Origin of the sequence: Rossellomorea sp. y25, from assembly GCF_038049935.1 — a bacterium.
Lineage (GTDB): Bacteria > Bacillota > Bacilli > Bacillales > Bacillaceae_B > Rossellomorea.
Genome location: NZ_CP145886.1, coordinates 2,052,598 through 2,066,079 on the forward strand (window position 1 = coordinate 2,052,598; position 13,482 = coordinate 2,066,079).

Consider the following 13,482-nt stretch of genomic DNA (forward strand, 5'->3'; position numbering starts at 1 on the left):
TAAATACCGCACAATAAGGGTGTTTATATCTTTTATTGATTTCAAAAATGACGGAAGTGTGGAACTAAGGAGGACGGTACGATGACAGCCATAAATGAAATAGTAAAAAAGAAACAAGGGTACACGCTACATATCGTTCAAACGGATAAGTTTAAAACCAACAGTCTGATTTTGAAAATGAAAGCTCCTTTAGATCAAGAAACAGTGACCTTACGCGGATTACTCCCTCATGTGATGCAAAGCAGTACAAAGACCTATCCGAGTACAACGGAATTAAGGTCCTACCTGGATGAATTATATGGTGCTAACTTTTTTACGGATTTAGGTAAAAAAGGTGAATACCACGTGGTCAGCATGTCCGTGGAAATCGCCAACGAAAAATTTTTAAGGGACTCAGATCCTTTACTTCAAAAAGGATTAGAATTTTTAGCAGATGTCCTTCAAAATCCACATATTGAAAATAACGAATTCGATCAGAAAACAGTCGAGAAAGAAAAACGAAACCAGAAGGTAAGAATACAGGCAGTTTATGACGATAAAATGCGCTATGCTAATTCACGGCTTGTAGAAGAAATGTGTAAGGGGGAGCGATTTGCCCTACATGTTAATGGAATTAGTGAAGAAGTAGAGTCCATAACGGCCAAGAGTTTGTATGAGTATTATCAAAAAGTCATGAATGAAGATCAATTTGATCTTTATGTCATCGGCGATGTAGATGTTGCAGAAGTTGAAACTCTGTGTGATCAACTCCTCCAATTAAACGAACGTACCCCTCTTGAAGTCGATTCATCGGAAGTGGAACAAAAAGAAAGGGAAAACGTCGTGAAAGAAAAGCAGGATGTGAAGCAGGGTAAGCTTAATATGGGATACCGGACTCATACACAATATGGCGATGATGATTACTTTGCCCTCCAAGTGTTCAATGGCATATTCGGTGGATTTTCTCATTCTAAATTGTTCATAAATGTGAGAGAAAAAGCGAGCTTAGCCTACTATGCAGCAAGTAGACTGGAAAGTCATAAAGGATTATTGATGGTTATGTCCGGAATAGAATTTGAGAAATATGATCAAGCAGTCGGAATCATCAATGATCAGCTGCAAGCCATGAAGGATGGAGACTTTACGGATGGTGAAATCGAACAAACGAAAGCGGTCATCCGCAATCAACTGCTTGAAACCATTGATACGTCCCGTGGTTTGGTTGAGGTCCTCTATCATAATGCAGTCGCCCATGAAGAAATAGATTTAAAACACTGGCTTGATGAAATAGAGAAGACGACGAAAGAAGACATCGTGAAAGCAGCAAATAAAGTTGAGCTTGATACCATCTACTTTTTAACAGGAATGGAGGGATAAAGATGAAGAAAATTTCCTTCGATCAACTACAGGAAAACTTATATTATGAAAAAATGTCAAATGGATTGGACGTCTATATACTCCCGAAAAAAGGGTTCAATAAGACATATGCCACGTTTACGACGAAGTACGGAAGCATTGACAATCATTTTGTCCCTCTGAACGAAGAAGAATTCGTTAAGGTACCAGATGGAATCGCCCACTTCTTGGAGCATAAATTGTTTGAAAAGGAAGACGGTGATGTATTCCAGCAATTCAGCCGCCAGGGAGCGTCGGCTAATGCGTTCACATCATTTACACGAACCGCCTATCTATTTTCAAGTACTACCAATGTAGAACGAAATTTAGAAACGCTTATAGATTTTGTTCAAGACCCATATTTTACAGAAAAGACAGTCGAAAAAGAAAAAGGCATCATAGGACAGGAAATCACAATGTATGATGATAACCCTGACTGGCGATTATACTTTGGTGTGATCCAGAATATGTACAAAAATCACCCTGTGAAGATTGATATTGCAGGAACGATTGATTCCATCACACCAATCACGAAGGACATGTTGTATCAGTGCTACAACACATTCTACCATCCAAGCAACATGCTTCTCTTTGTAGTGGGATCTGTAGACCCGGATCAAATCATGAAACAAATTCGTTCGAATCAAGAAAAGAAGGATTATGAAAAAATGCCTGAGATCAAGCGGAGATTTGATGATGAACCAGAAACGGTTGCTGAGAAGAAGCAGGTCCTTAAGATGAATGTGCAAAGCCCTAAGTGCCTGGTAGGTCTTAAAGCACCTGAACCGCATCAGCAAGGCAAGGAAATGCTTAGACAAGAGCTTTCGATGAACGTTTTCCTGGATATGTTATTTGGGAAAAGCTCAACGTATTATTCTGACTTATACAATGATGGATTGATCGATGAGACATTCCACTATGACTATACACAAGAAAATGGCTTTGGGTTCTTAACCGTCGGCGGGGATACGGAAAAGCCGGATGAGTTGGCCGAGAAGGTACAATCGCTGTTACTTAAAGCCAAGAAAGAATCACTCTTTACAGAAGAAGGATTAGAAAGAACAAAGAAAAAGAAAATTGGTGCGTTTTTACGTGCCATTAATTCTCCAGAGTTTATTGCAAATCAATTCACACGCTATGCTTTTAATGAAATGGATCTATTTGAAGTTGTACCTACACTTGAATCATTGAAGTATGATGATATTCAAACCGTTGCAAGTACCATTATCAGTGAAGAGCGCTTTACCGTGTGTCAGGTAGTACCAAAATCATAATATCGGAGGGAGCTGCTTTAGGGTAGTTCCTCTCTTTATGTGGACATTGAGGTGGAAATAGATGAAATATGCTTTAATAACGGGGGCTTCAGGGGGAATTGGAAGCAGTACGGCATTAAGCTTGGCAGAAGAGGGATGGAATTTATATTTACATTACTATTCGAATGAAGAAGCTATGAAAGAATTACTACATAAAATTGAAAAGTATGGGGTTGAGGCAACCCCCATTCGAGCAAATCTTGCCCTCCCAGAAGAAGTGGGGAATGTTGTAGACAATATCTTTCAACTTGATGCAATTATTTATTGCAGCGGAAATTCAAACTGGGGGATGTTTCAAGATCAGACTGAAGAAGAGATGGACTATATGATTAACGTGCATGTGAAAAGTCCTTTGCTTCTCGTTCAAAAATTATTGCCTAAGCTTATTGAGCGTAAGGGGAATATTGTAATGATAAGTTCCATTTGGGGACAAATAGGTGGAGCCTGTGAGGTTATATATTCAACCGTAAAGGGTGCTCAATTGGCATTTGTGAAATCATTAAGTAAAGAGCTTGCCTTAAGTGGGGTAAGGATTAATGCAATTGCTCCAGGAGCCGTCGATACATCAATGATGAGCATTTTTTCTGAAGGAGATTTAAAAGCGCTGACCGAAGAGATACCAATGGGACGTCTCGCCCAAGCGGAAGAAATCGCTGACTCAATCCAGTTTCTTATTTCACCTAAAGCTTCCTATATTACAGGTCAAACACTTTCCATCAATGGTGGTTGGCATACTTAAAAAGTTTTTTCAGTCATAAGATTAGGGCGCATAATTTTCTTTCCGGGATACAAACTAAGGTTGTATTTCAATAAAGGAGGTCATGACACATGTCTGTATTAGATAATTGGTCTGATTGGAAAAACTTCTTAGGCGATCGTCTTCACCAAGCTCAACATGGTGGGATGGAAAATGAAACGGTATCTGATTTAGCTTACCAAATTGGTGACTACTTAGCGAATCAAGTCGAAGCTAAGAACGATCAGGAAAAAGTGTTAGCGGATTTATGGTCTGTCGCTTCTCCTGAAGAACAACATGCCATTGCGAACATGATGGTTAAACTTGTAAATAACAATGGTACTCGTTAAGGAGAGGGATTTTTCCTCTCCTTTTTCTTATATATACTCTTTCAAAAAAATCACTTGGAGTCATTTTTTCGCGTGAAGACTTATACATCATAACTATAATCAGCTTATAAGGCATAAAATGAGAAATTGTACATATTTATGTAGGTTTTGCTTTTCTATTACCGGAAAATCATTTATTATAATACCTAGATGTTTAAAAGATTTTTCGAATTATGTCAATTTTTATCGAATTGAAATGTCACGGATCTTTCAGGAGGTAACCAATGGAACGCAAAGAATGGTATTTAGAATATGAAATTCAAAAAAATCGTCCTGGCCTCTTAGGTGATATTTCCTCATTATTAGGAATGCTTTCTATAAATATAGTGACGATAAATGGAGTAGATGAAGGAAGAAGGGGAATGCTTCTTCTTGCGAATAATGATGAACAGATCACAAGGTTAGAGTCCATTTTACAAACGATGGATACAATTAATGTGACAAAGCTCAGAGAACCGAAATTAAGGGATCGTCTTGCCGTTCGTCACGGCCGTTATATTCAGCGTGATGCCGATGACAAGAAAACGTTTCGGTTTGTTCGTGATGAACTGGGTTTATTAGTAGACTTTATGGCTGAGCTATTTAAGCAAGAGGGACATAAGCTTGTTGGGATCAGAGGGATGCCCCGGGTAGGGAAGACCGAATCCATCGTGGCATCAAGTGTATGTGCAAATAAGAAATGGCTCTTTGTCTCCTCTACATTATTGAAGCAAACAATAAGAAGTAAGCTGATTGAAGACGAGTACTCATCCGAGAATTTATTTATTATCGACGGTATCGTTTCAACACGCCGTGCAAGTGAGAAGCACTGGCAGCTTGTAAGGGAAATCATGAGATTACCAGCAGTGAAAGTAATTGAACATCCTGATGTATTCGTTCAAAACTCTGAATATTCACTTGAAGATTTTGATTATATCATTGAACTTAGAAACGATCCTGATGAAGAAATTACATACGAACTAGTAGAACAAAATAATCTATTTCAAAATTCCGATTTTGGAGGTTTTGATTTTTAATATTGGAAGGTGTTAAGTGGTGACGGAATTAGGAAATCGTTTAAAGGAAGCTCGTGAATCTAAAGGTTATAGCCTCGATGATTTGCAAAAGATAACAAAGATTCAAAAACGCTATTTGATTGGAATCGAAGAAGGCTCGTATGATGCGATGCCTGGGAAGTTCTATGTGCGTGCATTTATTAAACAGTATTGTGAAGCGGTCGGTCTTCCTCCTGAAGTGATTTTTGAGGAGCATAAAGATGAAATTCCGACAACTTATGAAGATGAAATACCGGTTTCACTTTCCAGGGTCCAATCGAGAAAGTCTGTTTCAGAAAGCTCTACCAAGGTGTTTGACTTCCTTCCTAAGCTCCTTATAGCATTATTCGTCATTGGTGCGTTGATTGCAGTATGGGTGTTTTGGCAAGGGAAAGTAGGAGATAAAGCTCCGGAAACACAAGGGTCTGAAAATCAAGAGCAAGTAGCGGTAGATGAAAATAAAACCGCTGAAGGCGATAAGCCTGAAGAAGAAACCGAAGATAAAGAAGAAAGCAAACCTTCAGATGATGAAAAAGCTGATGAAGAACAAGAGCAAAAGCCTGAACAATCTCTGGAGGCAGTTAATACTGCTGGTAAGAAAACAACCTATGACCTTAAAAATGCTGATGAATTCAAGTTGCAATTATCGGCTAAGGGCGATACATGGATTGGGGTTTATAACACCAAGGATGAATTATTGTTCGAAGGTTTACTAAAAGAGGGAAATAAAAAGGACTTTGATTTTTCATCGGATAAACTTGCTTATCTTGTAATTGGAAATGCTGCGAACACAGACATTTTGGTAAACGGCAAACAGCTTGAGTATAAAGTATCAGCCACTGATGTTGTAAGGCAGGATATTGTCATTAACTATGAACCGCAAGCAACACAATAATTAAGATGGAGGGAGTTTTAATAACTCCTTTTTCTTACATACTATAGGTAGAACGTGTTTTTTAAGTATTGGAGGTAGAAAGGTGAACTTACCTAATAAGATTACAGTTTCAAGGATATTTTTAATTCCATTGTTTTTAATCATTATGCTTGCTCCATTAAATTGGGGTGACATGATGTTTCTTGGGGCAGAAATGCCAGTCAAACATTTTGTAGGAGCTTTAATATTCATTATTGCAGCAACAACTGATTGGATCGACGGTTATTATGCCCGAAAGCTTGACCTTGTGACTAACCTTGGGAAATTCTTAGATCCATTAGCGGACAAATTGCTTGTATCCGCTGCCTTGATTGTGCTTGTTGAGCTCGGTCTTGCTCCTTCATGGATTGTTATTATCATTATCAGCCGGGAGTTTGCTGTAACCGGCCTTCGCCTTGTATTAGCCGGTGAAGGGGAAGTGGTTGCTGCGGGCCAACTAGGGAAAATCAAAACATGGGCACAGATTATCGCTATTTCAGCATTGCTTCTGCATAATGCCATTTTTGAACTGATCAACCTCCCATTTGCGACTATTGCCCTTTGGGTAGCCATGTTCTTTACTATTTGGTCAGGCTGGGATTATTTCAAACATAACAAAAAAGCATTTGTAAATTCGAAATAAGGCGTTTTAACAAGGGGAATGATTCAACTAGAATCATTCCCTTCTTCACATCACCAACAGGGGGAATAAGGATGAATGCAGAAATCATAGCGGTCGGATCTGAACTACTATTAGGTCAAATCGTCAATTCTAATGCTCAATACATATCAGAGCAACTAGCTGAAATGGGTGTGAATGTCTATTACCACACTAGTGTGGGAGACAACCCAGAGCGGTTGCATCATGCGATTACAGTAGCTCAAGAAAGAGCAGACCTGTTAATTTTCACGGGTGGACTTGGACCGACGAAGGATGATTTAACGAAAGAAACAATAGCGAAGTCATTAGGTACAACATTGACCATGGACGAAGATGCGTTGGAATCAATAAAAAGCTACTTTAACAAAGTAAATCGGGAGATGACCCCCAACAATGAAAAGCAGGCTCTCATTTTAGCGGGTTCCAGAGTATTGAAGAACGAACACGGTATGGCTCCTGGCATGTTATTGAAAAAGGATGGTAAAGCATACATGCTTTTACCCGGTCCCCCATCTGAAATGAAACCTATGTTTAGTAAATACGGCAAGCAAGCGATTTTTACTTTATTAAAGAAGAGAGAAATCATCCATTCCCGGGTACTGCGCTTTTTCGGCATTGGGGAAGCTCAGTTGGAAACAGAACTGGAAGACTTGATTGACAAACAAACCAATCCGACCATCGCGCCATTGGCGGCCGATGGGGAAGTGACCCTGAGGTTGACGGCGAAGCACGAGTCAAAGGATATTGCCACCTCCCTTTTGGATACAGTAGAAAAAAAAATTATGGTTATTGCAGGAGATTACTTCTACGGCTATAATCAGGATTCTCTCGTTGAGGTAGGATTCAAGTTGCTAAAAGAGAAAGGTCTCACCTTATCCTGTGCAGAAAGCTTAACCGGTGGACTCTTTCAAGCTCAATTAGCATCGTTACCTGGAGCTTCCTCTATCCTGAATGGAGGGGTGGTTTGTTACCAGGATGAAGTTAAGACGACGATTTTATCCGTGAAAGAGAGTACATTGAACGAACATACAACAGTAAGTGAACAGTGTGCACGTGAACTTGCTGAAAATGTAAGGGCGCTATTCTCATCAGATATTGGAATCAGCTTTACAGGAGTAGCCGGCCCGGGACCACACGAAGGTCAGCCTGCAGGAACCGTGTGGATTGGATTGTCTATAAAAGATCAACCAACTAAAGCGTTTCTATTAAATCTCGGCGGTGGAAGGAATGCTAATCGAAAGAGAACGGCGAAATACGGGTGGCATTATTTGATCAAGGAATTGAGTTAGGTGCAAGACAGGCTGTCTTCAAGCATAGGGAAGGCAGTTTTTTTATGGGTGGAGAAAAGTTTTGATATCCCGGGATAGGATATCAAAGCTTAACATATACCGACCACCTCCATTCACCTTCAAGTATTCTAGTGAAATCACTCTCAATTCAATTGAATAGACCCTTGAAAAAAACCGAATGAATGTTCGATTTTTTTCTTGTTTTCTATTAAAAAAACGTTTATAGTATAGATAGGTTGGATTTGAGACAAGCTGATAAATTGTCTATCTCAAGTTATATATTCAAAGGAGGAAGATTTGTGAGCGATCGTAAAGCAGCCTTAGATATGGCGTTAAAACAAATAGAAAAACAGTTTGGTAAAGGCTCTATAATGAAACTGGGGGAGCAAACTGATAGAAAAGTAGTAACATGCCCAAGTGGTTCATTAGCGTTGGACGCAGCTTTGGGAGTTGGCGGATATCCTCGAGGAAGAATTATAGAGGTATATGGTCCGGAATCGTCTGGTAAAACAACAGTAGCACTTCATGCCATTGCAGAAGTTCAAGCTCAAGGCGGTCAGGCTGCATTTATCGATGCAGAGCACGCACTTGATCCTGAATATGCTCAAAAGCTTGGGGTAAACATAGATGAATTATTACTTTCTCAACCGGATACAGGTGAGCAGGCACTGGAAATTGCTGAAGCTTTAGTACGTAGTGGAGCGGTAGACGCAATCGTTATTGACTCGGTTGCGGCGCTTGTACCGAAAGCAGAAATTGAAGGAGAGATGGGAGATGCTCACGTAGGTCTTCAAGCCCGTTTAATGTCACAGGCTCTTCGTAAGCTTTCAGGTGCAATTAACAAATCGAAAACCATCGCGATTTTCATTAACCAAATTCGTGAAAAGGTTGGAGTCATGTTTGGAAATCCTGAGACGACTCCTGGTGGACGCGCACTGAAATTCTATTCATCTGTACGTTTAGAAGTCCGTCGCGCTGAAACACTTAAGCAAGGGAATGAAATGGTAGGGAATAAAACGAAGATCAAAGTCGTTAAAAATAAAGTAGCTCCACCTTTCCGTGTAGCTGAAGTAGATATCATGTACGGAGAGGGGATTTCTAAAGAAGGTGAAATCGTCGATCTTGGGTCTGAGCTGGACATTGTTCAAAAGAGTGGTGCCTGGTACTCTTATAACGAAGAGCGTCTGGGTCAAGGTCGCGAGAACGCGAAGATTTTCCTTAAAGAAAATCCTGAGATCCGCAGTGAAATCATGTTGAAAATCCGTGAACATTACGGTTTGGACACAGGTCGTGCCGAAACGGATGATCAAAGTGAATTAAGTCTTTTAGAGGACTGATCCACAAATAAGAGAAGCAGCCACTTTGGTTTGCTTCTCTTTATTATGTATGTCAAACAACTTATTTGTAGAAAATAGTGACTATCCCTTTTCACAAAGACTATTTTTGATTGGTATTAATGAACCAATGCGAATCCAGGTTTTTGGAGTAGTACTTACAACCAAACAAAAAAATTGAAAAAGATGGTTTTGCTTGAAAATCATTCATAACCCCAGAGCGACAGTGTCAATTCATGTCGATTGGAAAAAATCCCTTGAGAAATCTAGTGATAGAGGGCTCTACCCCTTGACAATAAATTTTCAGAGATTTAAAATTAACATGTATATTTTACAAATTTTTCGAATGAATATTTGAAAGCCTAGCGCTGTATATTTTGTTCTAGTGAGCAATGTACAAGCCGACATGTAAAAGACATGATGACAGTTCATAGCAAGAGGAGGTGAAATAATGCAACCTATTACAATCATCTTCATTTTGCTTGGCCTAATCGTCGGTGTAGTTGTTGGATACCTAATTCGTAAGTCCATTGCTGAAGCAAAGATTGCTGGTGCTAAAGGTTCAGCGGAGCAGATTTTAGAAGATGCGAAGCGCGAGGCAGATGCTCTGAAGAAAGAAGCACTTTTGGAAGCAAAGGATGAAAATCATAAACTTCGCACTGAAATGGAAAATGACCTTCGTGAACGAAGAAATGAATTGCAAAAACAAGAAAATCGTTTGATGCAAAAAGAGGAAAACCTCGATCGGAAAGATGAAACGCTTGATAAGCGTGAAGCTTTACTTGAAAGAAAAGAGGGAACTCTTAACGAGAGACAACAACATATTGAAGAGATGGAAAGCAAAGTGGACGAGATGGTACGATCACAGCAAACTGAGCTAGAACGTATCTCGAGCTTGACTCGTGACGAAGCGAAAGGAATTATTCTTGACCGCGTTGAGAATGAACTCTCCCATGATATCGCCATTATGGTCAGAGAGCATGAAACACGTGCGAAAGAAGAGGCAGATAAGAAAGCGAAAGAAGTCCTTTCACTGGCTATACAACGTTGTGCTGCAGAACATGTGGCTGAAACAACGGTTAGTGTTGTGAACCTACCGAATGATGAGATGAAAGGTCGAATTATTGGGCGAGAAGGACGTAACATTCGTACGCTGGAAACTTTAACAGGAATTGATCTGATTATTGATGATACTCCTGAAGCAGTTATTCTTTCTGGTTTTGATCCGATTCGTAGAGAAACGGCTCGAATTGCATTAGAGAAATTAGTACAGGATGGACGTATCCACCCTGCACGAATTGAAGAGATGGTAGATAAATCTCGACGTGAAGTGGACGAATACATTCGTGAAATTGGTGAACAAACAACGTTTGAAGTTGGCGTTCACGGACTTCACCCGGATTTAATTAAAATCCTGGGACGTTTGAAGTATCGTACTAGTTATGGTCAAAACGTTTTAAAACACTCAATGGAAGTGGCGTTTCTTTCTGGACTACTGGCAGCTGAGCTTGGTGAAGACGAAAGACTCGCTAAACGTGCCGGATTACTTCACGATATCGGAAAAGCGATTGACCATGAAGTAGAAGGAAGTCACGTAGAAATTGGTGTAGAACTTGCAATGAAGTATAAAGAACACCCTGTGGTCATTAACAGTATTGCTTCACACCACGGAGATACAGAGCCTACGTCAATCATTGCTGTTCTGGTAGCTGCAGCTGATGCTTTATCTGCTGCAAGACCTGGAGCAAGAAGCGAGACGTTAGAGAACTATATCCGTCGATTGGAGAAGCTGGAAGAAATCTCAGAGTCTTATGAAGGCGTTGAGAAATCCTTTGCCATTCAAGCGGGACGTGAAGTACGTATTATGGTAAGACCGGAAGCCATTGACGATTTGGAATCTCACCGTTTGGCTAGAGATATCCGTAAACGAATCGAAGATGAACTTGATTATCCAGGCCATATTAAAGTAACGGTCATCCGTGAAACAAGGGCTGTCGAATACGCTAAATAAGAGGTTGACTCGAAAAGGGATATCCCCTTTTTGAGTCAGCTTTTTTTATCATTTCTCCCATCAGTGCCATGGAATCATTCGGGAGAACCCTCATTGATGAATAGACCCAAAGGATTTTGTGATACAATAACTACAGGACTCAATACATATAGAGAAGGGATTTTTCATGAAAATATTATTTGTTGGAGACGTTGTCGGTTCAATGGGCCGGGAAATGATCACAGAATACCTGCCGAAGTTAAAGAAGAAGCATTCACCGGATTTTACGATCGTTAATGGGGAGAATGCTGCATCAGGCAGAGGGATAACGGAGAAGATTTATAAACAATTCTTACAGGATGGCGCCAATATGGTGACCTTAGGAAATCATACATGGGATAATAAAGATATCTTCAATTTTATCGACTCATCTAAACAAATGGTTAGACCGGCGAATTTCCCGGAAGGGACGCCGGGAAGCGGTCTAGTGTTCGCTGAAGTGTACGGAAAAGAAGTTGCCGTCATCAATGCTCAAGGAAGAACCTTTATGCCTCCCCTTGATGATCCGTTTAAGGCACTTGATGAACTCGTATACGAAGCAAAGAAAAGAACGTCCATTATCTTCGTAGACTTTCACGCAGAAGCAACAAGTGAAAAGCAGGCGGTTGGCTGGTTTTTAGATGGCCGTGTGTCTGCCGTAATAGGAACCCATACACATGTTCAAACGGCAGATAATCGCATCCTTCCTAATGGAACCGCATTTATGTGCGATGTCGGTATGACGGGACCATATGATGAAGTATTGGGAATGAGCAAGGATTCTGTTCTCAAGAGATTCCAGACTAGTTTACCAGTTCGTTTTGAAGTCCCGAAGACAGGACGCAAAATTTTGAGTGCCTGTTTAATTGAAGTTGATCAAAGAACTGGTAAAGCGAAAAAAATCGATCGTATTTTAATCAACGAAGACCATCCATTTATGGCAGAATATTAAATGTTTTCTTTCCTTTTTTCGGTGTTACCGGAATGATTTGTCCATTTCCTGAATATAGTATCAGTGGAATCATTTATACCAAGTTTGTTCTTTACCACGGACATACGGTATGGGGGAAATGACAAGGAGGAAAAGGAATGGAAATATTAAAAGTTTCAGCAAAATCTAATCCTAATTCTGTAGCTGGTGCACTCGCCGGTGTTCTTCGTGAGAGAGGAGGAGCTGAGATTCAAGCAATTGGTGCAGGAGCTTTAAATCAAGCAGTTAAAGCAGTAGCCATTGCCAGAGGCTTTGTGGCTCCTAGTGGTTTAGATTTAATATGTATCCCGGCATTTACAGATATTTTGATTGATGGAGAAGAACGTACGGCGATAAAGTTAATCGTAGAACCAAGATAATAATCAATAGGCTGTTCATTAAAGAGGATTCTTTAGTGGACAGCCTTTATACTATTAATCGAAATACATATAAGATAGATGCCCTGAAAGGATGAAGTATTATGTTATTTGATGCACACTGTGATGTGTTAATGAAGTTATACCTGGAACCAGGGAAGGGAGCATTTCAATCCAAACATACATTGCATATTACCTACCCCCAGCTTCTTGAAAGCAGAAGTAAGGTACAATTGTTTGCGATCTACATTCCTTCATACTTGAAACCTGGTCAAAGATTCCAAGCTGCGTTAGAAATGGTCAACTTGTTTCATAATGAAATTTTAAAACCCAACCCAAAACTTAAATTTGTGACTTCAAAGCAGGAAGTAGAAAGACTGGCCGATGATGAAATTGGTGCGATGCTGACACTGGAAGGTGCTGAGGCTATAGAAGAGGACATCACGAAGCTTGAAATTCTTTACCGGCTTGGGGTACGTTCTGTAGGATTGACGTGGAATTGGGCCAATGCTGCAGCGGATGGTGCACTGGAGCCGAGGGGTGGGGGATTAACCAATTTTGGACGTGAGCTAGTATCATTCTTAAACGAGAAAAGACTTTGGACGGATGTCTCCCATCTATGCGAGAAAGCATTCTGGGATACAATCGAAATGGCTGATCACCCGATTGCTTCTCACTCAAACGCTTATTCTATATGTCCCAACCCCCGTAATTTAAAAAACGATCAAATTGAAGCGCTGATAAAAAGAGATAGTGTCATGGGAATCACTTTTGTTCCTCCTTTTTTAAATAAAAAAGGATCAGCGGTAATTTCAGATGTGATAAGACATATCGAGCATATATGCAGTTTGGGTGGTGAGAGTCATATTGGCTTTGGATCCGATTTTGATGGTATATCTGAAACGGTACAAGGATTATCCTCATTCGAACAATATGATAACTTAATCAATACGCTTCAACGATACTATAGTGAAAAGCAAGTGAAGAAATTCTTATATGAAAACTTTTTTGTCAGATTACCAGATTGATCATTAAACCAGCCATTAAAGGTATAACCTTTAGT

The 13,482-nt window shown here is 40.0% G+C and carries 13 protein-coding genes; all 13 read left to right on the top strand.

All coding sequences use genetic code 11. From position 1 onward, the window contains the following. The first annotated feature begins 81 nt into the window (after window positions 1-81). A complete protein-coding gene (locus tag AAEM60_RS10245) occupies window positions 82-1,356 on the top strand; it encodes a pitrilysin family protein (protein WP_299740976.1) in 1,275 nt (424 codons plus the stop codon). Between the two features lie 2 nt (window positions 1,357-1,358). Beyond that, a complete protein-coding gene (locus tag AAEM60_RS10250; RefSeq protein WP_299740978.1) occupies window positions 1,359-2,648 on the top strand; it encodes a pitrilysin family protein in 1,290 nt (429 codons plus the stop codon). Window positions 2,649-2,709: 61 nt separating this feature from the next. After that, window positions 2,710-3,426 carry an SDR family oxidoreductase gene (locus AAEM60_RS10255; protein WP_299740980.1) on the top strand — a complete coding sequence of 239 codons (717 nt, stop codon included), beginning with the start codon at window positions 2,710-2,712 and terminating at the stop codon, window positions 3,424-3,426. Window positions 3,427-3,515: 89 nt separating this feature from the next. Further along, window positions 3,516-3,773: a DUF3243 domain-containing protein gene (locus AAEM60_RS10260; RefSeq protein ID WP_044337337.1), complete on the top strand. Its 258-nt coding sequence runs from the start codon at window positions 3,516-3,518 to the stop codon at window positions 3,771-3,773. Window positions 3,774-4,036: 263 nt separating this feature from the next. Then, a complete protein-coding gene (locus AAEM60_RS10265; RefSeq protein WP_113968160.1) occupies window positions 4,037-4,828 on the top strand; it encodes a DUF3388 domain-containing protein in 792 nt (263 codons plus the stop codon). Between the two features lie 16 nt (window positions 4,829-4,844). Then, window positions 4,845-5,741 (top strand): helix-turn-helix domain-containing protein, encoded by an 897-nt coding sequence (locus AAEM60_RS10270; RefSeq protein WP_299740986.1) that lies wholly within the window; start codon window positions 4,845-4,847, stop codon window positions 5,739-5,741. 82 nt (window positions 5,742-5,823) lie between these two features. Further along, a complete protein-coding gene (gene pgsA, locus AAEM60_RS10275) occupies window positions 5,824-6,402 on the top strand; it encodes a CDP-diacylglycerol--glycerol-3-phosphate 3-phosphatidyltransferase (RefSeq protein ID WP_149155565.1) in 579 nt (192 codons plus the stop codon). 71 nt (window positions 6,403-6,473) lie between these two features. Next, window positions 6,474-7,709 (top strand): competence/damage-inducible protein A, encoded by a 1,236-nt coding sequence (locus AAEM60_RS10280; protein WP_299740990.1) that lies wholly within the window; start codon window positions 6,474-6,476, stop codon window positions 7,707-7,709. 299 nt (window positions 7,710-8,008) lie between these two features. After that, a complete protein-coding gene (gene recA, locus AAEM60_RS10285; protein ID WP_044337332.1) occupies window positions 8,009-9,046 on the top strand; it encodes a recombinase RecA in 1,038 nt (345 codons plus the stop codon). 448 nt (window positions 9,047-9,494) lie between these two features. Next, window positions 9,495-11,054: a ribonuclease Y gene (rny, locus tag AAEM60_RS10290; protein WP_341357873.1), complete on the top strand. Its 1,560-nt coding sequence runs from the start codon at window positions 9,495-9,497 to the stop codon at window positions 11,052-11,054. A gap of 166 nt (window positions 11,055-11,220) precedes the next feature. Further along, complete coding sequence (locus AAEM60_RS10295) at window positions 11,221-12,024, top strand: TIGR00282 family metallophosphoesterase (RefSeq protein ID WP_299740994.1); 804 nt, start codon at window positions 11,221-11,223, stop codon at window positions 12,022-12,024. A gap of 137 nt (window positions 12,025-12,161) precedes the next feature. Then, the gene (gene spoVS / locus AAEM60_RS10300) at window positions 12,162-12,422 is read left to right on the top strand and encodes a stage V sporulation protein SpoVS (RefSeq protein WP_034760060.1); all 261 of its coding nucleotides are present in this window, start codon (window positions 12,162-12,164) and stop codon (window positions 12,420-12,422) included. A 98-nt stretch (window positions 12,423-12,520) separates the two neighbouring features. Continuing rightward, a complete protein-coding gene (locus AAEM60_RS10305; protein WP_299741295.1) occupies window positions 12,521-13,447 on the top strand; it encodes a dipeptidase in 927 nt (308 codons plus the stop codon). The last annotated feature ends 35 nt before the right edge of the window (window positions 13,448-13,482 follow it).

Excerpts from the sequence above, each read along its gene's own strand:
- AAEM60_RS10295 (WP_299740994.1), top strand. The coding sequence starts at position 11,221 with ATGAAAATATTATTTGTTGGAGACGTTGTCGGTTCAATGGGCCGGGAA.
- AAEM60_RS10250 (WP_299740978.1), top strand. The coding sequence starts at position 1,359 with ATGAAGAAAATTTCCTTCGATCAACTACAGGAAAACTTATATTATGAA.
- spoVS (WP_034760060.1), top strand. The coding sequence starts at position 12,162 with ATGGAAATATTAAAAGTTTCAGCAAAATCTAATCCTAATTCTGTAGCT.
- rny (WP_341357873.1), top strand. The coding sequence starts at position 9,495 with ATGCAACCTATTACAATCATCTTCATTTTGCTTGGCCTAATCGTCGGT.
- AAEM60_RS10245 (WP_299740976.1), top strand. The coding sequence starts at position 82 with ATGACAGCCATAAATGAAATAGTAAAAAAGAAACAAGGGTACACGCTA.
- AAEM60_RS10255 (WP_299740980.1), top strand. The coding sequence starts at position 2,710 with ATGAAATATGCTTTAATAACGGGGGCTTCAGGGGGAATTGGAAGCAGT.
- AAEM60_RS10265 (WP_113968160.1), top strand. The coding sequence starts at position 4,037 with ATGGAACGCAAAGAATGGTATTTAGAATATGAAATTCAAAAAAATCGT.
- AAEM60_RS10280 (WP_299740990.1), top strand. The coding sequence starts at position 6,474 with ATGAATGCAGAAATCATAGCGGTCGGATCTGAACTACTATTAGGTCAA.
- AAEM60_RS10260 (WP_044337337.1), top strand. The coding sequence starts at position 3,516 with ATGTCTGTATTAGATAATTGGTCTGATTGGAAAAACTTCTTAGGCGAT.